Source organism: Paraburkholderia sp. GV068 (genome assembly GCF_003058125.1).
In the GTDB taxonomy this organism is placed as follows: domain Bacteria; phylum Pseudomonadota; class Gammaproteobacteria; order Burkholderiales; family Burkholderiaceae; genus Paraburkholderia; species Paraburkholderia graminis.
Map to the genome: position 1 here is coordinate 61,869 of NZ_QBUB01000005.1, position 19,954 is coordinate 81,822.

The 19,954-nt window shown below is 62.1% G+C and carries 16 protein-coding genes, 2 tRNA genes and 1 pseudogene; 11 read left to right on the forward strand and 8 right to left on the reverse strand.

Features of this window, described 5'->3' with window-relative positions; all coding sequences use genetic code 11:
* Positions 1-4: 4 nt before the first annotated feature.
* Together C8K18_RS12355 and C8K18_RS33505 are read left to right on the forward strand one after the other, a co-directional pair.
* Positions 5-334, forward strand: coding sequence for a colicin immunity protein (locus tag C8K18_RS12355; protein ID WP_107707655.1), 330 nt, complete (start codon positions 5-7; stop codon positions 332-334).
* Positions 335-455: 121 nt separating this feature from the next.
* Positions 456-896: a hypothetical protein gene (locus tag C8K18_RS33505; RefSeq protein WP_207909686.1), complete on the forward strand. Its 441-nt coding sequence runs from the start codon at positions 456-458 to the stop codon at positions 894-896.
* 477 nt (positions 897-1,373) lie between these two features.
* Here C8K18_RS33505 and C8K18_RS12365 read toward each other — a convergent pair.
* From C8K18_RS12365 to C8K18_RS12380, 4 genes and pseudogenes are all read right to left on the reverse strand, one after another.
* Positions 1,374-1,700 (reverse strand): annotated as a pseudogene (locus tag C8K18_RS12365) (transposase); the annotation flags it as partial.
* Between the two features lie 330 nt (positions 1,701-2,030).
* A complete protein-coding gene (locus C8K18_RS12370; protein WP_107707656.1) occupies positions 2,031-3,263 on the reverse strand; it encodes an integrase arm-type DNA-binding domain-containing protein in 1,233 nt (410 codons plus the stop codon).
* Positions 3,264-3,416: 153 nt separating this feature from the next.
* Positions 3,417-3,503: transfer RNA gene (locus tag C8K18_RS12375), tRNA-Leu, on the reverse strand.
* A gap of 152 nt (positions 3,504-3,655) precedes the next feature.
* Positions 3,656-3,742 (reverse strand) — tRNA-Leu (locus C8K18_RS12380).
* Positions 3,743-4,059: 317 nt separating this feature from the next.
* Here C8K18_RS12380 and rnr point away from each other — a divergent pair.
* From rnr to C8K18_RS12410, 5 genes are all read left to right on the forward strand, one after another.
* Positions 4,060-6,555: a ribonuclease R gene (gene rnr, locus C8K18_RS12385; RefSeq protein ID WP_006048760.1), complete on the forward strand. Its 2,496-nt coding sequence runs from the start codon at positions 4,060-4,062 to the stop codon at positions 6,553-6,555.
* A gap of 254 nt (positions 6,556-6,809) precedes the next feature.
* Positions 6,810-7,553: a 23S rRNA (guanosine(2251)-2'-O)-methyltransferase RlmB gene (gene rlmB / locus C8K18_RS12390; RefSeq protein WP_006048761.1), complete on the forward strand. Its 744-nt coding sequence runs from the start codon at positions 6,810-6,812 to the stop codon at positions 7,551-7,553.
* A 64-nt stretch (positions 7,554-7,617) separates the two neighbouring features.
* Positions 7,618-8,313 (forward strand): ribose-5-phosphate isomerase RpiA, encoded by a 696-nt coding sequence (gene rpiA, locus C8K18_RS12395; RefSeq protein WP_107707657.1) that lies wholly within the window; start codon positions 7,618-7,620, stop codon positions 8,311-8,313.
* Between the two features lie 322 nt (positions 8,314-8,635).
* Positions 8,636-9,850: a glycosyltransferase family 4 protein gene (locus tag C8K18_RS12400; RefSeq protein ID WP_107707658.1), complete on the forward strand. Its 1,215-nt coding sequence runs from the start codon at positions 8,636-8,638 to the stop codon at positions 9,848-9,850.
* Between the two features lie 300 nt (positions 9,851-10,150).
* A complete protein-coding gene (locus C8K18_RS12410) occupies positions 10,151-10,573 on the forward strand; it encodes a type II toxin-antitoxin system HigA family antitoxin (RefSeq protein WP_006048764.1) in 423 nt (140 codons plus the stop codon).
* Between the two features lie 88 nt (positions 10,574-10,661).
* On the opposite strand, the gene C8K18_RS12415 is transcribed toward C8K18_RS12410, so the two are convergent.
* The 3 genes from C8K18_RS12415 to C8K18_RS12425 are packed head-to-tail and all read right to left on the reverse strand — an operon-like array spanning position 10,662 to position 13,788.
* A complete protein-coding gene (locus tag C8K18_RS12415; protein WP_107707659.1) occupies positions 10,662-11,621 on the reverse strand; it encodes a glycosyltransferase family 2 protein in 960 nt (319 codons plus the stop codon).
* A 2-nt stretch (positions 11,622-11,623) separates the two neighbouring features.
* Entirely contained in the window at positions 11,624-13,018 is a 1,395-nt protein-coding gene (locus C8K18_RS12420) for an undecaprenyl-phosphate glucose phosphotransferase (RefSeq protein WP_107707660.1), read from the reverse strand.
* 35 nt (positions 13,019-13,053) lie between these two features.
* Positions 13,054-13,788 (reverse strand): Crp/Fnr family transcriptional regulator, encoded by a 735-nt coding sequence (locus C8K18_RS12425; RefSeq protein ID WP_006048767.1) that lies wholly within the window; start codon positions 13,786-13,788, stop codon positions 13,054-13,056.
* A 1,545-nt stretch (positions 13,789-15,333) separates the two neighbouring features.
* Here C8K18_RS12425 and C8K18_RS12430 point away from each other — a divergent pair.
* From C8K18_RS12430 to C8K18_RS12445, 4 genes are all read left to right on the forward strand, one after another.
* Positions 15,334-15,867, forward strand: coding sequence for a GNAT family N-acetyltransferase (locus C8K18_RS12430; RefSeq protein WP_006048768.1), 534 nt, complete (start codon positions 15,334-15,336; stop codon positions 15,865-15,867).
* Positions 15,868-15,924: 57 nt separating this feature from the next.
* The gene (locus C8K18_RS12435; RefSeq protein WP_107707661.1) at positions 15,925-16,794 is read left to right on the forward strand and encodes a class I SAM-dependent methyltransferase; all 870 of its coding nucleotides are present in this window, start codon (positions 15,925-15,927) and stop codon (positions 16,792-16,794) included.
* Positions 16,795-17,178: 384 nt separating this feature from the next.
* Entirely contained in the window at positions 17,179-17,907 is a 729-nt protein-coding gene (locus tag C8K18_RS12440) for a FadR/GntR family transcriptional regulator (protein WP_053857982.1), read from the forward strand.
* A 172-nt stretch (positions 17,908-18,079) separates the two neighbouring features.
* Positions 18,080-19,138 (forward strand): Gfo/Idh/MocA family protein, encoded by a 1,059-nt coding sequence (locus tag C8K18_RS12445; protein ID WP_244230987.1) that lies wholly within the window; start codon positions 18,080-18,082, stop codon positions 19,136-19,138.
* Between the two features lie 97 nt (positions 19,139-19,235).
* On the opposite strand, the gene C8K18_RS12450 is transcribed toward C8K18_RS12445, so the two are convergent.
* Positions 19,236-19,895, reverse strand: coding sequence for an amino acid ABC transporter permease (locus tag C8K18_RS12450; protein ID WP_006048772.1), 660 nt, complete (start codon positions 19,893-19,895; stop codon positions 19,236-19,238).
* Positions 19,896-19,954: the final 59 nt, after the last annotated feature.

Genomic DNA, 19,954 nt, shown 5'->3' on the forward strand with positions numbered 1-19,954 from the left:
CGAGATGAAAATTGATCTTCAACGACGCTACGATTCTTCGGACGACTTCTTCTCAATAGGTGGGAGCATTGTGATGAAGTTGTCCGCCGATGCGGCAATTGCGGTTTGTGAGCGGGCGGGGCAACACGGTTTGATTATCGCTAGGATCGAGGGAGGAATTTGGCATTTCCCCGGTTTCGAAGCGAGGCTTGATTGCATTTGGGATGGCGTCGATCCGCCCGTTGATGATGGTGTCGCGGAACAAAACAATCTAGCCGCGGCCGAGTTCATTCGCTCAGAGAGCCAAGTTCACGATGTCTTTGTTGTAACGGCCCCGCAGATGACAGGCTGGTGAACTGGACGAAGAGCATCCTAACCAACGTCGGCGCAGGTGATTTGTTGTCACAAACAATAGCCTGCCTAACAATGCATCCTAGCTGTCTCACATCTTCCGTGACGACGCCGGGATCAGACCGATGCTCCTGAAAATCGGCAAGCGTTGGTTAATCTGGTCAACAATGCCGGCAATAGCTTCGGTACCGACCAGTTTGGTAATAAATGGTTTGCTCATACGCAGCCAAACGGAACTCAGCTTTGGGGAAGTGTCCGAAACGGGGTTATCAAAATGGCGGATTGAATACGACGCCCCGGAGCTTCAGCCCAGCTACCGGATTGTCGAAAGGGAAATAGCAATGAACGCTGAAAATTTGACACCTGAACTCGCGTATCTAGCGATGTATGAGTTCCTAGCGGAGCTGTACCAGCGAACGAAGTCGGACGAGTTAGGTTCGTTGTTGGGCAGCATGAGTTACCTAGCCGATGGCGAAACAGCTGATCCCGCAGTCTGGACGGATTGGATGCGCTGCGTGACCAAAGTCTTGGTTGGAGAAGGCGATGCAAAACTCAAATTGCGATGAGTTGCTGCCACAAACAGAAAAGCATCCTTGCTACTTCCCTGCACGCGTCCTCGTTGGAGTGCATTTGCTTCGAAGTATGCATCGCGCTCTGAATTTAATCGGTGGCCGCGTCGGGGTTGTGCCCCGGTGCGCGGCGGTGGCGATGCCGCGCAAATGCGCGAATCGCCGTGGGACGCCGGGCCGTCACCGGCCGGGGTAATCGCGAATGTTCGTGGTAGGGATGCGGACTGGATCTTGGACTTCTTGGGGGTAGCTCATGTATTCATACGAAGACCTCATCCGCGCGGTCAAGCCGTACATCAAACTGGGGCAGCTAGTAGCGGCGGCCATCCGATAGCTTGGTTACTCAACCAAGAATGCTCCTAAAGGCTGGCAGCGGGAACTCGAACGGCGTCTTGATCTACCTGCAAGCTAGCTGCCGAACTCGATCGAAGCTAACGTCAAGAGTGGTGTATGGGCGGCTTAATAGCGTCCGACTCAAGCGGCGAGTTTCTGCAGAACCGGCTGGTCGCCTTCCACCGGTTCGCCGTCCCTAAAGGCGATGCGCTCTAGTAACAGCTTGATCCGTTCGGGGTCGTTGATGCGGCGCTAGGTTTTCTCAGCTTCCATGACTAGCTTGAATGCCAAGCCGAGGAACGTAGGTCGGGACAGGCAGGTGCGCGTACGAGTCGTCCGGTGTCGCACGATTGCGAACGTCGACTCAACCGCATTCGCCATGCGCAAATGCTGCCAGTGTTCGGCCGGAAAGTCGTAAAAGGCCAACAGGCTCTCCCGGTCCTTCTTCAGCGTTTCGGTCGCCTTTGGACATATCGCACGAGCTTCGCGCTTTGGAGGTGTGCGAAGGGAGCACGTGATCTTGAACATCGCGGCATCTGTTGGCTTTAAGCGGCTGCGTCGGAAGGAGCCTGGCGGTATTTGTGACGGTATTACCTTTGTGCAATGTCTTTCGGTACTCTTTCTCCGCGGGAGTTGTGAGGGAAAGGGGCGCTGTCCTCCATTGCAATCGACCGGAAGCCGAGAAGTGCTGGTGGGATTTGTCGGCATCGTTGTCGGTATCGCTGTCGTGTCAAACTGCGGAAGTGCCGTCTACGCAAGGCTCCAGCCCAATGATTGACAATCGAGTGGGTATGGTGCTCAGGGCCGCCTGCTTGATCCTGCGACCGTCGTTGAGCTACTTAGCCGATCAATATAGTCGGCCCACTCCTGCATGACCCTGCGACGGTCATCGTCGAACGTTGTTCTATCGTAGGCCTTTTGCACATCGCCACGCTTGGCATGTGCCAGTTGCGCTTCCAGTACATCGATATCCATACCGAGTCGTTCTCGTCCGACCGTGCGAAGCATGCCCCGGAAACCGTGCGTCGCGTGTTTTCCTTGAAATCCCATCTCCCGTAGTGCTTTGCTCAATGCGTCTCGATGCAAATGAGGAGTCTTCTGGCGGGCAGGGGACGGAAAGACGTAGTGCCCCTTGCCGGTAAGTGACTGCAACTCTTTCAGGACCGCGATCGCCTGTTTGGGCAATGGCACGATGTGATCGTGCCGCATTTTCATCCGCTCGGCTGCAACATGCCATTCAGCTGTCTCGAGGTTCACCTCGGTCCACGGCACCGCTGCAACCACGCCGGGGCGAAGGCCGGTCAGCATGGTGAGCTTGAGGGCGGCGCGGGTAATGGGTGACTTGTAGGCATCGATAGCAAGAACGAGCGGCGCTATGTCCGCAGGCCTGGTGATCGCTGGTATATGGCCTTTCCTGTGGCGAGGAACAACGCCGCGCAGTGTCAAGGCGGCGCCATCTTCCCGCAGTCCGTTCTGGACCGCGTACGTCACGATGCCACCGACATACTGCCGTGCCTTGGTCGCGAGGTTAGGCGCATGAGAGGCAATCGCTTCGAGTACGGGCTTGACCTCTGGCGTGGCAAGCGTCGAGATGGGCTTGTTGCGAAGTGCGGGAGTCAGGTATTCGCGCACGACAAACTCTGCCTTCCGGTAGGTTTCGTCCGCCCATTCCTTGCGTTTGAAGTCGAGCCAGCGCTGGGCCACGAGATGGAAGGCGCCTTCGGCCATGCGTTTGCGGGCGATGGACTCGGCCTGGCGATATGCAACCGGATCGATGCCTTCGCGTACGAGATTGCGTGCGGTAGTGGCCGACCGTCGTGCATCAGTGAGCGTGATATCGGGGTAGGGGCCGAGGCTGTGGAAGTTTTCCCTGCCCGTGCTCGGTCGTCGATAGCGAAACAGCCAGGTTTTGGTGCCGTTCGGCTGGACCCTCAGCGCGAGTCCGTTTCCATCCGCGAGTAGGTAGGAACGGGCGCCCGCTTTGGCGGCACGGAACACTAGCTCTGACTTCGGTTTGACGCGTTTGGGCATGGGTTTGCCCCCCGAATCTGGTATACGCAACAGTATACGCAAAAATCGTCGATGTCAGTGGAACGCAAGGGATCTATGGAGAACAAAAAACCCCGTAAGACCTTGATCTTACGGGGTTTCTCGGACTACTGCGGCTCACGCCGGAACAACTGTTGGTGCCCAGGAGAGGACTCGAACCTCCACGGTGTTGCCACCGCTAGGACCTGAACCTAGTGCGTCTACCAATTCCGCCACCTGGGCACGTCTTGAAGCTAGACCGCTATTTTAGCGGGATGATGCAGCGTGTCAATCCCCGCCGCCAACCCACGCCTTGAACCGAAACAAACAACATTACCGCTCTACATAAAAACTGAAGCCGCCCGATGAACCGAGGCGGCTTCAATTTTGAATCCTGGTGCCCAAGAGAGGACTCGAACCTCCACAGTGTTGCCACCGCTAGGACCTGAACCTAGTGCGTCTACCAATTTCGCCACCTGGGCAGGTGATGAACAGCAAAGACCGACATTATAGCGACAGCATCGAGGCTGTCAAGCGTTTCTCAAAAGCTGCTTAAACACGCCGCAAACGAGCCCGCGCGGGCTTGCCGGCGACGCTTCCTGGCGACTATTGACGGCCCGCGTGGCGTGCGAGACGGGTGTTAGAATGCCTCGCAGTAGTTCGTTGGCACGGTACACAAGCCCGTCGGACTCAGCCTTGAACAAGCCGGACCCGAGAGAGTCTTTTAGTGCAGCAGCAAGTGCCATTCAGGCGCCACGCAAACGCTTCTTAAGCCGAGCCAGATCGCCGACCGACGTCCATGCAACGAGAAAAAATCATCGACAAGCCCTTGAGCAAATTTCCGTATCCGATTCCGAGCCGCGAGGAAATCCTCGGCGTCCTGCGTACGAGCGAAACGCCGCTCGCCGCCAACGAGATCGCCGAAGCCCTGTCCATCAAGCGCCAGGAGCGCGAAGGATTTTTCAAGCGCCTCGGCGCCATGGAGCGCGACGGCCAGATCCGGCTCGATCAGCGCAATCTCTATCAGCTGACTCATCCGTCGAACTTCGTCGCAGGCCGCGTTCAGGGTCATCGCGACGGTTACGGCTTCCTGATTCGCGACGACGGTCAGGACGATCTGTTCCTGCCCACCGCCGAAATGCAGAAGGTCATGCACAACGACCGCGTGCTTGCACGCATCGTCGGCTATGACCGGCGCGGCCGGCCGGAAGGGCACATCGTCGAGGTCACGGACCGCGCGAACAAGCGCGTGATCGGGCGTCTGCTGAACGAGAACGGCGCGCTGATCGTCGCGCCCGAAGACAAGCGCATCGGCCACGACATCCTCATCACGCAGAACACCAAGAAGGCCAAGGTCGGCCAGGTGGTGGTGGTCGAGCTGACCGATTTTCCGAGCCGTCATTCGCAGCCGCTGGGCCGCGTCGCGGAAGTGCTGGGCGATATCGACGACCCCGGCATGGAAATCGAAATCGCGGTGCGCAAATACGGCGTGCCGCATGAGTTCAGCCCCGACGCGCTTGCCGAAGCCGCGAAACTTCCCGACGAAGTTCGTCCCACTGACGTGCGTCATCGCATCGATCTGCGCGACGTGCCGCTCGTCACGATCGACGGCGAAGACGCGCGCGATTTCGACGACGCCGTGTATTGCGAGCCGATCAAGGTCGGCCGCGGCGACGGCTTCCGTCTGATCGTCGCGATTGCCGACGTCTCGCACTACGTGCATCCGAAGAGCGCGATCGATGCCGACGCGATCGAGCGCAGCACGTCGGTCTATTTCCCGCGCCGCGTGATTCCGATGCTGCCGGAGAAACTGTCGAACGGTTTGTGCTCGCTCAATCCGAACGTCGACCGTTGCGTGCTCGTGTGCGACATGATCGTCACCGCGCGCGGCGAAGTTAAGGCGTATCAGTTCTATCCTGGTGTGATGCATTCGGCTGCGCGTCTGACGTACACGGAAGTCGCGGCGGTGCTGAAAAACACCAAGGGTCCGGAAGCCGCGCGCCGCGCCGCGCTGCTGCCGCAATTGCAGAACCTCTACGGCGTGTACAAGGCGCTGTTCGCCGCGCGGCAGAAGCGCGGCGCGATCGACTTCGATACGACCGAGACGTACATCGTCTGCAACGCGCAGGGCAAGATTGAGCAGATCGTGCCGCGCACCCGCAACGAGGCGCACAAGCTGATCGAGGAATGCATGCTGGCCGCGAACGTGTGCGCTGCCGACCTGCTGAAGCGCAACAAGCATCCGGGTCTGTTCCGCGTGCATGCCGGCCCGACCGCGGAGAAGCTCGAGAATCTGCGCACGTTCCTGCGCGGCATGGGCCTCACGCTCGGCGGCAACGACAAGCCGCACGCCAGCGACTACGCCGCGCTGATGGCGCAAATCCGCGACCGGCCCGACGCGCAGATGCTGCAAACCATGCTGCTGCGCTCGATGCAGCAGGCGGTTTATAGCCCGGACAACATCGGCCACTTCGGTCTCGCGTATGAGGCGTATGCGCACTTCACGAGTCCGATCCGCCGTTATCCCGACCTGCTCACGCACCGCGCCATCTACGCGATTCTGCAAGGCCGCAAGTATCAGCCGGAGCCGCCGGCAGGCGTCGTGTTGAACACGGCGCTGTCGCCGCGCGCTCGCGCCATGCAGCAGGCCGACGACGAAAAAACCGGCCGCACGCGCGGCACCAACGTCGCGATCTGGGAAGAGCTCGGCCTGCATTGCTCGGCTAACGAGCGCCGCGCCGACGAAGCATCGCGCGACGTCGAAGCCTGGCTCAAGTGCTACTTCATGCGCGACAAGCTCGGCGAAGAGTACGGCGGCATGGTCAACGGCGTCACGTCGTTCGGCATCTTCGTGCAGCTCGATTCGCTCTTTATCGAAGGCCTCGTGCACGTCACCGAACTCGGCTCGGACTACTTCCAGTACGACGAAATCAAGAACGAACTGCGCGGCGAACGCACGGGCATTCGCTACCGGCTCTCGGATCGCGTGCGCGTGCAGGTGAGCCGCGTGGATCTGGACGCGCGCAAGATCGACTTCCGCCTCGTGCGCGATACGCCGATCAAGCCGCATCCGGCTCGCAGCGTGTCGGCAGACAAGTCGTCCGCGGACAACGGCGGCCCGCGCGTGCGCGAGTTGTCGTCGCCCGAAGGCGGCGCGGCAGCGCCGGGTGCGCGCCGCAAGCGGGCCGCGCCGGTGCAAAGCGCGGCCGTCAAGGAAGCGCGCGGCGCCGCGAAGAAGCAGGGCGGCGCGTCGGCCAAGGCGGCGTCCAGGCAGACCGCGCGCAAGAAGCGCTAACGCCGCGCGTCGGCGCCCGAACCGCGCGCAGCGGGTACGTGAAGACGTGCCGGTTGCGCGCGGTGTTCGTTTGGTCCGCGCTTGGTTCGAGTTTAGTCCGCGCTTGATTCGAGTTTGATCGGCGCTTCATGCAGCCTCAGCACGCTTCATCAGGCAGTCATTGAGTAACGCGCCGGCCCGATCGCGGACAGGCACACGTATTCATCACAGCAGCGCGGCTTCTCCGCTGCGCTCAATCAAAGGTTGTATCAGTCATGGCACGTCACAAGGTTCTATACGGTTTTCATGCAGTCACCGCGCGCATCCGGCACGACGCGTCGACCGTCGAAGATGTTTATTACGACGCCACGCGCAAGGACCGCCGCATGACGGAGTTTCTGCACACGGCGAAGGAAGCGGGCGTGCGCCTGATCGCCGCCGACGAAACGCGTCTGTGGGGGCTCGCGCACACCGAGCGTCACCAGGGCGTGGTGGCGCGCGCGGGCGACATGCCGCTCGCGCAGAATCTCGCGGAACTGCTCGACGGCATCAACGGCTCGCCGCTGCTTCTGGTGCTCGACGGCGTGACCGATCCGCACAATCTCGGCGCCTGCCTGCGCGTCGCCGATGCCGCCGGCGCCCACGCGGTGATCGCGCCGCGCGACCGCGCGGTCGGCCTGAACGCGACCGCCGCGAAAGTCGCGAGCGGCGCGGCCGACACGGTGCCGTACATCACCGTGACGAACCTCGCGCGCGCGCTGCGTGAACTGAAGGAGGCCGGCGTGTGGATCGTCGGCACGGCGGGCGAGGCCAAGAAGAGCCTCTACGAGACGGAACTCGACGGCCCCGTTGCGATCGTGATGGGCGCCGAAGGCGAGGGCATGCGCCGCCTCACGCACGACACCTGCGACATCGTCATGCAGATTCCGATGGCGGGCACGGTCGAGAGCCTGAACGTCTCCGTAGCTTCCGGCGTGTGTCTGTTCGAGGCGGTCAGGCAGCGGGCGGTGAAGAAGTAATTTCGCCCGGTTTCCGCCGCTTACTCCGGTAAACTAGCGTCTTTTACAGCTCGCCCGCATTCTCATGACTCAAGACGAACTCAAGCAACTGGTCGGTCAGGCCGCCGCCGATTATGTCCACGCGAACGTGCCGGAAGGCTCGGTGATCGGCGTCGGCACCGGCTCCACCGCGAACTGTTTCATCGACGCGCTGGCCGCCAACAAGGCGCGCTATCGCGGCGCGGTGTCGAGTTCGCTCGCCACCACCGCGCGCCTGCAATCGCACGGCTTCAAGGTGCTCGATCTGAACGAGATCGACTCGCTGCCGGTTTATGTCGACGGCGCCGACGAGATCGATCACAGCGGCGCTATGATCAAGGGCGGCGGCGGTGCGCTTACGCGCGAGAAAATCGTCGCGTCGGTGTCGGACGTATTCGTCTGTATCGCGGACGCCAGCAAGCTCGTCGACACGCTCGGCAACTTCCCGCTGCCGATCGAAGTCGTGCCGATGGCGCGCACCGCGATCGGCCGCCGTGTGACCGCGCTCGGCGGTGTGCCGGTCGTGCGTGTGACGAAAGAGGGCACGCCGTTCATCACCGACAACGGCAACGAAATCATCGACGTCAAAGGTCTGCGCATTAGCGATCCGCGCACGCTCGAGACGCATATCAACGCGTGGCCGGGCGTCATGACAGTGGGCCTTTTCGCGGGCCGTGGCGCGAATCTGTGCCTGCTCGGCACGGACACCGGCGTACAGACCATCGAGTACCGCAAGGTCTGAGCAATAACCCAGGCGCCCGCATCGCATCGTGCGGGCACCTGCGGCCCTTCGTTTTCCGTTCACCGAAACACGCTTCAGCGGCCCCGTCTGAGCATTAGCTCGCCGGCGGGCCGCTGCATTGCCGTGTCGAGCGAAACATCGAACGCGTGGCGCATAGGAAAGCGAATTAATTTGTTCCGTGCATTCGCAAGAAGCGAATGGCGGCGAATGAATTATTCCCGTGCTGTCGTGCGTCGAATGTGGTCACGCGCACGCACAGTAAAGCACGCGCCACCTACACTCGTCGCTATGCCCAGGAGGCGTTAACGAGGATAGGGAGATCATGAGAGTTGCGATCGTGCACGACTGGCTGGTCGCACCTGGCGGCGCCGAGAAGGTACTCGAGCAGATTATCGAATGCTTTCCCGACGCGGATCTTTTCAGCCTCGTGGATTTTCTCGAAGACCGTCGACCGTTGCACGGCAAACCCGTCACCACTTCCTTCATTCAACGCCTGCCGTTCGCGCGCCGTCGCTATGACAGCTATCTGCCGTTGATGCCGCTCGCGGTCCAGCAGTTCGATCTCGCGGACTACGATCTGATCATCACGAGTTCGCATACGGTCGCAAAGGGCGTGCTCGTCGGCCCCGATCAAACGCACATAAGTTATGTGCATTCGCCGATGCGTCAGGCGTGGGACCGGCAGCATGAGTATCTGCGCGAAGCCGGTTTGACGCGCGGGCCGAAGTCCTGGCTCATGCGTGCGTTGCTGCATTATCTGCGCGGCTGGGATTCGCATTCGGCGAATGGCGTCGACCGCCTGATCGCGAATTCGCAATTCGTCGCGCGGCGCATGATGAAAACCTATCGGCGCGACGCCGCCGTGATTCCACCTCCGGTCAATGTCGACGAATTCGAACTGTGCACGCATAAGGAAGAGTTCTATCTGACGGCCTCGCGAATGGTGCCGTACAAGCGCATCGATCTGATTGTCGAGGCGTTCAGCGCCACGCCGCATCGCAAGCTGATCGTGATCGGCGATGGACCGGAGATGGCTGCGATTCGCGCGAAGGCCGGGCCGAATGTGACGATACTCGGCTATCAGCCGATCGGCGTGCTGAAGAGCTACTTGCAGCGTGCGCGAGCTTTCGTATTCGCCGCCGAAGAGGACTTCGGCATCGTCACGCTCGAAGCGCAGGCGTGCGGCACGCCGGTGATCGCATTCGGCAAGGGCGGGTCGCTCGAGACCGTGGTGCCCGTCGGCGACGCGCATCCCACCGGCATTTATTTCGGATCACAAACTGTTGTGTCGATGCTCGACGCAATCGACCGGTTCGAACGGCAGCATGAACAGATCACGCCGGCCGCGTGCCGCGCGAACGCCGAGCGGTTTTCGGCGGCCGTGTTTCGTCGCGCGTTCATGGCCGAGGTCACGCGCACGATCGCTTCCGAGCATTTACGCGGCGAGTCCGCAACCGTGCAGCGGATCGACGCTGAGCGCCTCGCCGAACCGGCCGGATGGCCGGTCGAGCCGGCGGCGCAGAGCAGTTGCGGATGATTAGCCGAGGCGTTCGCCGGCTTCGCGGCTCGGCGATCCTCTCGTGTTTCAGCAGGGCAGCACCATCAACAAGCCGTTCGGGCGATGCCACCGGAGCGGCTATCGGGGGCAGGCGGCAGCGTGGATCATAAGCCGCCTCAATACGCGATATTCGACGCAGGCGACGAATCGTAACCGCCGTGGTAACGCAAACAATCACGGATCGTCGCTGCGATTTACTAAAACAGGCAGTCGTTAATCCGTACGTCACGCGATGACGCATGCGATGCGCGACCTTTGGACGAGGAAGACTCTACACTCATGAATGCCGATCGCCTTCCGGGCTCTTTTCCCGACATCGCTCGAAGCTGGGCCGCGCTACAGGCCCAATTGCCCATTACTCCCATTCGCAACGAACAAGACTATCAGACGATGGTCGAACTCTCCAGTGCCCTTGCCGATCATCTGAACGGCAAGGAGAACGAGCCGCTCACCGATCTTCACGCGATCGTGTCGGACCTGGTTCGGAGCTGGAAGGCGCAGAACGTGACGCTGCCCAAAGCGGAGCCGCGCGAGGTGTTGCGGCATCTGCTCGAAACGCACGGGCTGCGGCAAAAAGATCTGATGGGCATCGCATCGCCGACGGTGGTGAGCGATATCCTCGCGGGCCGCCGGGCGATCAGCAAGAAGGTCGCGAAGGCGCTGGCGCAGCGCTTTCAGACGGACGTCAGCGCGTTTTTGTAGTGGCGTAAAAAAAAAAGGCTGCGCCTTCATGCGGCGCAGCCCTTGACCGGCTATCTATTGCAACGCAAATTACTTCGGCTTGCGGGCGTTAGCGCGCCGCTTCCTGCCACGCTCCGCGCATTGCGCGTAAGCCCACTCGCCATTTGCGAAACGCAAGCGCCATTCCGCCGCGCTCGAACGCCAACGACAACGACAACGCGCGCAGGAACCCCGGGTCCGCGCGATCGCCGATCAGCGTCGAGTAAACGACGAACGCCCATCGGCCTGGCGGCGTCAGGTGTTCGCACATGATGAGTCGAAGATTGAACGACGCGTTATAGAACGCCGTATCGTTGAAGACGAAGCGCGGGTCCTCGTCGCGGCGTTGAGCGGGAAAGTGCTCGACGAGCAGCGCAGGATCGTAGACGAGCGTCCAGCCGCGCCGGCGCACGTCGAGGCTGAAGGCCATTTCGCAATGAACCTGCGCGCCGCTGCCGAGCAGCCGCGCGTCGAAACGCAGCGCGCCGATCGCCTCGCGGCGAAACGCCATGTTCACTCCGTTGAGTACGTGCACCTCACGCGCCTCGCCATGACCGATGTGATGGTTGCCGATCGTGCGGCCATACCATCGCACGATGCCGACGCACGGTTTCCGCCCCTGCGGAATACCGTTGCGTTCATGCACGATGTCCCGGCCGCCGAGACCGCCGAGGCATGCATCGCCCCCAAATGTGCGGGCGATTCGCGCGACCCAGTCAGGATGCGGAGCGGCGTCGTCGTCGGTGAAGCAGAGCACGTCGCCGCATGCGCTGTCGATCCCGAGGTTGTACGCGGCCACGACGCCGGGCTTGTGCACGAGCACGACGCAGCGGCGCGGATCGGGGCGTGTGGTCTCACGCGTACGCAGCCAGTCGAGCGTCGCGTGATCGTCGTGACGCGCGACGACGATTACCTCGTCGGCGCGGCGCTCCTGTGCGTCGAGTGCCGCGAGACACCGCGCGAGATCGGCGGTGCGCCGATACGTCGGCACGATCACGGAGACTTTCAGGAGCGGCGTCCGTAGCGGCATGATCAGAACGCGTTGCGGCTGATAAAGCCCTTGAAAATCGTGATGAAGACGATCTTCATGTCGAACCAGAACGACCAGTTGTGGATATAGAAGAGATCAAACTTCACGCGCGCTTCCATCTTCTCGACCTTGGCGGTCGCGCCGCGATAGCCGTTCACCTGAGCCCATCCGGTGATGCCGGGTTTGATGCGGTAGCGGTGCATGTAGCCGTACACCTGGTCCTTGTAGAGATCGTCGTGTTCGAGCGCATGCGGACGCGGGCCGACCACCGACATCTGTCCGAGCAGCACATTGAGAAACTGCGGCAGCTCGTCGAGGCTCGTGCGGCGCATGAACGCGCCCAGCTTCGTCACGCGCGCGTCGTGACGCGTGGCCTGCGTGACCTGACCCTGCGCTTCATGATGCACGGTCATCGAACGGAATTTGTAGATCGAGAACGGCTCGCCGTCGGCGCCCTTGCGCGTCTGGCGAAAGAACACGGGCCCCGGCGACGTGAGCTTGATCGCCGTCGCGAGCACGATGAACACCGGCGCGAGCGTGACGAGCGCACCTGCGGCGAAGAGCCGGTCGAAGATCAGCTTCGGCCACATCTGCGGCGGCGAGAGCGACGGCGCGCCGAGACTTAGCGTGGGCAAACCGACCACATCGACGAGCGAGTGGTTGAAAAGCGAGAGGCTGCGTACGTCAGGAATAAAACGAAGGTTCACGAAGTCATGCCTGAACATGCGCTGAAAGCGATAGATCGTGCGTTCTTCCGAGAGCGGCAGCGCGAGCCAGACTTCGTTCACGCGCTCGTCGCGCACTTTGGCGGCGAATGCAGTCAGGTCGGTCAGCACCGGCAGGCGATTAAGCCGCGCGCCATACGCTGCCCGTTCAACGCTGCTGTCCACGCTCGTGTCGAACACGCAGACCGGCTTGAAGCCCGCTTGCGGCGCATGCTCGAGATGCGCGAGCAGCGTGCGCGCAAAGCCAGGTGCGCCGACAATCGCAACGGTGCGGAAATTCATGCCGCGCCGGCGAACACTGCGCAACGCGACATGCACCGCGCACTTCGTCGCGACGATCAACGCGCCCGAGATCAACGTCGAGTAGACGAACCACAGCCGCGACACCGCATCCATGCGATGCAGCGTGAAGGCGAGCAGCAACGCCGCCGCGACGACCGCGAGCCACGCCGCGGCCACGCGTGCGAGCATCGCCGTCAACGGCTTGCCGCGCCATGTTTCATACACGCCGAAGCCGGGAAACATCAACAGCACCAGCACGCAGTTGAAGGCGATCAGCAGGCGTTCGGTGTCCGGCAAAGCGGCGAGCGTGGCAAAGCGCATCCAGTGGGCGAGCAGGCCTCCCGCAATCACGAGGAATGCGTCGAGGCATCGCGCAGTATTCCTGAACATTATCGACTCTGCGAGGACGGCAATCGCGCCGCGTGTTATTCGACGGTTTCGGCCTGGCGCAGGCGCGGCAGCAGGCGATCGAATTCGCGCTTGACGAGGCCGTAGCATTCGCACGCGCGCGCTTCGAGCCCCTTGCGGTCGAGCACCTTGATGTGTCCGCGGCTGTGGTGAATCAGGCCTTCGTCGTGCAGCTTGCCGGCTGCCTCGGTGATGCCCTCGCGGCGCACGCCGAGCATGTCGGCGATCAATTGCTGCGTCACCGTCAGATCGTTCGACGCGACACGGTCGACTTCGATCAGCAGCCACCGGCACAGTTGCTTGTTCAGTGCGTGATGGCGGTTGCATGCGGCGGTCTGCGCGACTTGCGTGAGAAGCGCGTGCATGTAGAGCAGCATCAGACGGCGCAGGAAGTCGGAGCGGGCGAATTGCTGCTTGAGGGCCTGCGCGCTCATGCGATACGCGAAGCCCGCACATTGCACCTGCACGCGGTTCGGCATGGTTTCGCCGCCCGTGAGCACGGGCACGCCGGTCATGCCTTCGCGTCCGACCGCGGCGATTTCGACGGAGCTGCCGTCTTCCATCGTCGACAGCATCGAAATGATCGCGGTCGTCGGGAAGTACACGTGATGAATGCGTTGGCCGGAATCGCAGAGCAACTGTTCCGTGCGCAGATGAACCAGTTCGAGGTGCGGAGCAAGCGCTTGCCATTCGTGAGACGGCAATGCGCCGAGCAAATGGTTTCCGTGCAGATCTGATTGAAGTGTCAACATGATCGGTCCTCGCGTGAAGCCGCGGGTCTCGCGTCTTCCTGTTTTTGATCCGATTCCTGCACCCTTTGATAACGCGCGCTCTGCATTGCAGTCAGCGCAGGGTGAACAGAGTCGGCCCCGTATTGGTTGGTGCGCCGCCGCCGTTGTGGTCGTCCTCACGGCGCCGCGGTGTTGCGTCCTTGTATTAGCGAGGACTGTGCCAACCATAGGGGAAAGCGTGACTGGTGCGGCGCAGCGACGACGGGCGGGCGAAATAAACCCCCTGTGCGCGCCTTTTTGTTTCAATTCTGTACATCCGACGTTTGCGTCGACCGTGCGCGCGATGGTCTTTTTATACGGGCCAAGTGCTTGATCCAATTGAGTTCGCTGCGCGTGGCGGCGGTTTTGCGATTGGAGCGCCAGGGTTGTTCCGCGCTTTGTGAGCGCCTTTTGGCGCGGTGTCCGCGATGTGCCGGAATTGATTCAGATGTGTTCAACCGCTTGCGTCGGTTGCCGCACGGTTCATCATTTATGGCTGTCAGGAGTCGCAAAAAAAACGACAGTGATGGGCGCAGCCCGACCAATGGGTTCGCGCAGCGCGAGGTTTTACGCGCTTCGCGAAGACATCGCGGGCAAATGGCGGGCGGATGGTACGGGTATCCGTAGAAGTGGCGGATGCGTCATCGAGCGCCCGGACTTCGGCGGCCCGTGCCGCAAGTGTTGCATCCGCTTTAAAGCTGAATGATGGATGCGCACGCAACAGCCCGCGCTTTGTGATGTGGGTGGCGAGAGTGGGATCGCGTCGGGCAGGGCGCCACGCGTGGTGATGAGTGATGCCCTTATTAGTTGAAAATGGCCAGACGTCTGTAGTGGGCGCGCGGGCCGCGTCATTCGCATAGTCGAAATTCGCCAATGCGACGTGTGGCCAGATGCGCACGGCCGTGCTCGTCGGCTAGCGCATAGAACCTGTCCGATTCGTACGCCATTGTCCTGCTCGCGCGCAGCATGTTTCATGCGTGCGTCGCGGGCCGGCTCGAAGGCGTGTTGTGGTTGCGCTTCGCTGCTTCTCCGGCTGACGGGATCGGCATTCGTCCGACAGGTGCCGTGGAAGAACACCGGCACGTCGGTGATACGCGGCGCGAAGTCCGGTGCCGTGCGCGCCGCGTTCGACTCCGATCTCGCGAGAGCCGAACGAGCCTCGCGGCCATGTCTATGCGCCGTTGTCGCGGCACCGTGCAAATCAGCGAAATGTAGCGTCAGCGAAACAACGCCGTTGTCGCCGTCTATTTTGCTTGCGATGTCCACGTTTCCGATCGCGTGGCGCGCATCACTCAGCAACTCTAAAGCCGTCACGATCTGGTGTGCAGCGTCTCCGTTCGCGCCGCGTTATCGGTGCCTCGTATGAAGATTCGGCAACCTCCAGCGTGAGTGCGATGGCGAACGGAAACAGCCGGATGGCGGCCGTACCGTGTAGGCGTCAAAACCGGCCCGCCAATCGTGCGAGGCCCGCGAGGGCAACCTGTGCGCTCGCCGCACCGAACATTAAAGAATCCGCTGGGGAACGTGATGAACTGGAAAACGCTGGAATTCGAGCAGCTTTCTGCACGCGAGCTGTACCTGATCTTGCGGGCGCGCAGCGCAGTGTTCGTCGTCGAGCAATCGCATGTGTGCCTCGATGCCGATGGACGCGACGAAACTTCGCTGCACGTGTTCGCCGTCGAAGACATGGCGCGGCCGATGCCGATTCTTGCGTACGCCCGTGTGCAGCCCGGCGATGCGGAAGATCCCGACATCATGATCGACAAGGTGCTGACGAGTCCGCTGCGCCGCGGCGACGGCACCGCGGAAATGCTAATGGAGCGCGTATTGCAGGCCATTGCCGAGCGTTGGCCGGGACACGCCGCACGCGTGAGCGCGCCGCTCAGTTTGCGCGAGTTCTACGAGCAGTTCGGCTTTCGCAAGACGGAAGGTCCGTATCTCGAGCATGGCGTGCCGTTCATCGGTCTCACGCGGCAAGTGCGCGCCTCGCAACCGCTCACCGCATTGCGGCGCCGCGAGCGCGATCGTGCCGCGCTCGTCAACACGTTTGAGATGCTGTGAGGAAGCCGCTGCTGATCGCGCTGTCGCCGCGCTCTTGCATCGCACTGGAGACGTGTCGTGAATAGTCAATCGGAGCTGGACCGCATCAATCGCCTCGCCTGGAATTCGCGCGACGCGGCCCGCGTTTTCACGACCGGCAAGAGCTTCTCCGACGCGGGCGAAGAGGCCGCCTTCAGATGGCTCGCGCCGCGTTGTTCGGGCACGCCGTTGCTCGATATCGGCATCGGCACCGGACGCACCGTTGCGCTGATGCTTAGTATCTCGAACGAATACACCGGCGTCGACTACGCGCCGAACCTGCTGGAGACGGCGCGATCGCGCTATCCCGGCTGCGATTTGCGGCATATGGATGCACGCGATATGTCCGAACTGCCGTCCGATCATTACGGGCTCGCTGCATTTAGCTGGAACGGTATCGACTGCGTCGACTACAACGATCGCGTGAAGATCCTTCAGGAAATGTATCGCGTGGTGCGGCCAGGCGGCTATGTGCTGTTCTCGTCGCACAATCGCGGCGGCCCCGGTTACCGCGAGGGCATCTGGCATCTGCTGCCGCGTTTCACGCTCAATCCGCTGACGCTCGGCTGGCGTACGCTGCGCTCGATGCGCCGCTTCCAGCTCGGCACGCTCAACTATATACACAACGTCAAGCTGAATCGCGACTATGGCGGCTATGCGGTCAAGACAGCGGCGGCTCACAACTTCGGCATTGTGATCGTCTACACGACACTTGCCGAACAGCGCCGGCAACTTGCGCAGATTGGCTTGCAATGCGATGCGGTGTTTGATAGTTGCGCGGGCAACCGTATTTCCGACGGCGTCGAGAACAGCGGCGCGTGCTGGTTCCACTTCATCGCGCACAAGCCGCTTGCGGCGCATCGCCTTGATGACGAGCGAGGCCATGCATGCTCACGTGTGTCGAATTGAAGAGCGGTGAGCGCACTAAAGACTCACGGGCAGTCGCACCAGCAACCACACAGGCACCAGGTCCGCCGCTTGCGGCAACCCATGATCGATTGCACGCCGCCTCCGTTCAGACAATTTGCCGTCCTACGTGCGTCTTCGCACGATGCAAAGTCGGCGTGAAAGGCATGCTTGAGACGCAAGCTTATGGTCCTTCGGGGCCGATCGCGTTACACAGAAGAAACAATTCTTCAGAGGGATAACCCTGTCAGGAAGTGTCCCAACTGGCGTAACCGTTGTGAAGCTAGCAACGTATCGTGGATGAGTAACCACGCGACGATAAAACACACAAAAGGGCGGTTTATCAACAGGCTACGCGGGGGCGAACACCGCTTCGGGGAGAGGGTCATGGAACAGGCAAACAAGGATCGATCGCTGGTGAGCAAGGTCATGGATGGGCTCGTCACAGGGATCGTCGAGGAGAAATACGGCGCGATACTGCCGCCGCAGGACGTGCTGTCGAAAGAGTTCGACGTGAGCCGCACGGTGATGCGCGAAGCGCTCTCGATGCTGCTCGCGCGCGACATGCTCGACGTGCGCCCGAAGATCGGCACGCGCATCCGGCCGATGAGCGACTGGCGCATGATCGACGAGGACGTCGTGAACTGGCGTTTTCGCGCGAAGCCCGATCCGGTGTTCCTGCGCGACGTCATCGAGTTTCGTATTCTGATCGAACCGCGTGCTTCGGCGCAGGCCGCGTCGCGCGGCAGCGCGGCCGACATCGCGGCGGTGCGCGACGCGTTCGAGGCGTTCAAGGTGATCCGTCCGGGCGAACCCGGTTATCAGGAAGCCGACGAGCTGTTCCATACGCGCATCGTCGTCGCGAGCGGCAATCAGTTCTTCAAGCAGATGGCGGCGATTATTCGCGGCGCGCTGTCGACCGGTAATCCCATCGTCACCGCTCGCGAAGGCGCGTGGGAAACGGCAGTGAACTCGCATCGGCGCGTGGTCGAGGCGATCGAACGGCGCGACCCGAAAGAGGCCGAACTCGCTGCGATGGCGATGATCGATCACACGACCGAGGAAATCGCCGGCACCTTCGCCGGCGCGCCGCCGGTGCCGCCCTCACGCGGCTGACACGCTGGGCAAGACGCAGGGCAACACGGGGCGGCGCATCGGTTGCGCGCTGCTGCTGCGCGCGTTCGCGCAGCGGCGCGCGAGTGTTCGCTCATGGTTCGGTCGCCGTTAGTTCTTCGATAGAGACAAACAGGCAGGGCGTTCGCCGGCGACGGCACACGTGCGGGGCCGCATGCGCGACAATAGCGGCTCTCTTTATCCGCATGGACGCCAGCCGATCGTGACGAACGCCAACTCAACCGCAACCCAAACCACTGCTTCGGACCGCGACATCCGTTGGGGCATCGTCGGCGCCGGCCGCATTGCGCGCCGGTTCGCTCAAGGCCTCGCCTATGTGCCGCACGCGCGTCTCGCCGCGCTGTGGTCACGGCGGCCCGAGCCCGCTCAGACTTTCGCCGACGAGTTCGGCGGCGAGGCTTGCGCGAGCTTCGACGCGTTGCTCGCGAGCGGCATCGACGCGCTCTACATCGCCACGGTTCAGGACAGCCACGCCGACTACGCCGTCGCCGCGCTGCAAGCGGGCGTGCATGTGCTGTGCGAAAAGCCCGCGACGATCAACAGGCCGCAGCTCGAGCGTGTGGTCGATGCCGCGCGCGGCGCACAACGGCTCTTCATGGAAGCGATGAAGCCGCCGTTTTATCCGCTCTACAGAAAGTTGCGCGCGCATCTAAACGACGATCCGATCGGCGACATGGGACTCGTGCGGGCCGGCTGCTCGGTGCCGGGCGTACCCGACGATCATCCGTCGCTGTCGTTCGAGCACGCGGGCGGCGCGCTGCTCGACATCGGCATCTATGAAATATTTCTTGCCGTCGACTGGCTCGGCGCGCCGCTGGAAGTGCAAACGCTCGGCCGGCTCGGCTCGACCGGCGTCGATACGTTTGCGAGCCTGAATAGCCGGCACGAGCGCGGCATCGCGCAACTGTTTTGCGGGCTCGATCTGCACGGCAAGGGCGACGCGCTGCTGATGGCGAAGGGCGGGCACGTGACGATTCACGAGCCGTGGTGGAACCCGTCGCGCGCGACGATCCGCTACACCGACGGTCGCGTGGTCGAGCTCGACGAGCCGTTCGAAGGCGGGGGCCTCAACTACGAGACCGCGCATTTCTGCGACCTGATTCGCGCGGGACAGCTCGAAAGTCCGCTGATGCCGCACAGTAAATCGTTGCAGATGATCGAGATGGCCGACGCGGCGCGCGCGGCGCTAGGGCTGAAGTTTGCGGGAGAGTGAAGGGGGCCGCGAGTCACGACTCACGACTTACACGCATCGCGTTTCACCCGGCTCGCAATGAAAGCGTAGCCGACCACGCGTTCATCGCGTGCCGCGCTCAATGCCGCGAAGGCAACGCAAGACGCCGCTCATACCAGCGCTGCAACAGTTCCAGTATCTGACACAGCACCCAGTAAACAGCCGCCGCGGCGAGATAAAGCGGCAACGGCTGATACGTCGACGCGATGACTTCCTGCGCGCTGCGCAGCAGTTCCGTGACGGTGATCACCGACACGAGCGAGGTGTCCTTGATCAGGCTGATGAGGCTGTTCGACAGGCTCGGCACGGCGATGCGCAGCGCCTGCGGCGCGATCACGTAACGCAGCGTCTGGCGCCGCGAGAGTCCGAGGCTGTACGCGGCGAGCCATTGTCCCTGATGAATGCCGAGGATCGCGCCGCGCATGCTCTCCGACAGATACGCGGCCACGTTCGCCGACAATGCGATCACGCCGGCCGGCGTCGGATCGAGCGAAATATTGAAGCTCGGCAAGCCGTAGTAAATCACGAAGATCTGCACGAGCAGCGGCGTGCCGCGCATCACGCTCACGTAGACGCGCGCGAGGCGGTTCAGCGTGCGGCTGTGGCTCACGCCCATCAGCGCGAGCACGGCGCCGGCGATCAGGCCGAAGAACATCGACAGAACGGCGAACTTGACCGTCAGGACGGCGCCCTGCGCGAGCGCAGGAAGCGATTCGACGAGCAGGGAAGTGGTGGACATGAGCAGTGCTCGGGTTGGCGCGCAAGGCGCATATCGTCAATGGGAGCGCGTGCCGCACA

Coding starts and splice junctions, on each gene's coding strand:
- rlmB (WP_006048761.1), top strand. CDS start 6,810: ATGGCACGTCACAAGGTTCTATACGGTTTTCATGCAGTCACCGCGCGC.
- C8K18_RS12450 (WP_006048772.1), bottom strand. CDS start 19,895: ATGTCCACCACTTCCCTGCTCGTCGAATCGCTTCCTGCGCTCGCGCAG.
- C8K18_RS12445 (WP_244230987.1), top strand. CDS start 18,080: ATGCGCGACAATAGCGGCTCTCTTTATCCGCATGGACGCCAGCCGATC.
- C8K18_RS12440 (WP_053857982.1), top strand. CDS start 17,179: ATGGAACAGGCAAACAAGGATCGATCGCTGGTGAGCAAGGTCATGGAT.
- rpiA (WP_107707657.1), top strand. CDS start 7,618: ATGACTCAAGACGAACTCAAGCAACTGGTCGGTCAGGCCGCCGCCGAT.
- C8K18_RS12420 (WP_107707660.1), bottom strand. CDS start 13,018: ATGTTCAGGAATACTGCGCGATGCCTCGACGCATTCCTCGTGATTGCG.
- C8K18_RS12430 (WP_006048768.1), top strand. CDS start 15,334: ATGAACTGGAAAACGCTGGAATTCGAGCAGCTTTCTGCACGCGAGCTG.
- C8K18_RS12425 (WP_006048767.1), bottom strand. CDS start 13,788: ATGTTGACACTTCAATCAGATCTGCACGGAAACCATTTGCTCGGCGCA.
- C8K18_RS12415 (WP_107707659.1), bottom strand. CDS start 11,621: ATGCCGCTACGGACGCCGCTCCTGAAAGTCTCCGTGATCGTGCCGACG.
- rnr (WP_006048760.1), top strand. CDS start 4,060: ATGCAACGAGAAAAAATCATCGACAAGCCCTTGAGCAAATTTCCGTAT.
- C8K18_RS12355 (WP_107707655.1), top strand. CDS start 5: ATGAAAATTGATCTTCAACGACGCTACGATTCTTCGGACGACTTCTTC.
- C8K18_RS12410 (WP_006048764.1), top strand. CDS start 10,151: ATGAATGCCGATCGCCTTCCGGGCTCTTTTCCCGACATCGCTCGAAGC.
- C8K18_RS12370 (WP_107707656.1), bottom strand. CDS start 3,263: ATGCCCAAACGCGTCAAACCGAAGTCAGAGCTAGTGTTCCGTGCCGCC.
- C8K18_RS12400 (WP_107707658.1), top strand. CDS start 8,636: ATGAGAGTTGCGATCGTGCACGACTGGCTGGTCGCACCTGGCGGCGCC.
- C8K18_RS33505 (WP_207909686.1), top strand. CDS start 456: ATGCTCCTGAAAATCGGCAAGCGTTGGTTAATCTGGTCAACAATGCCG.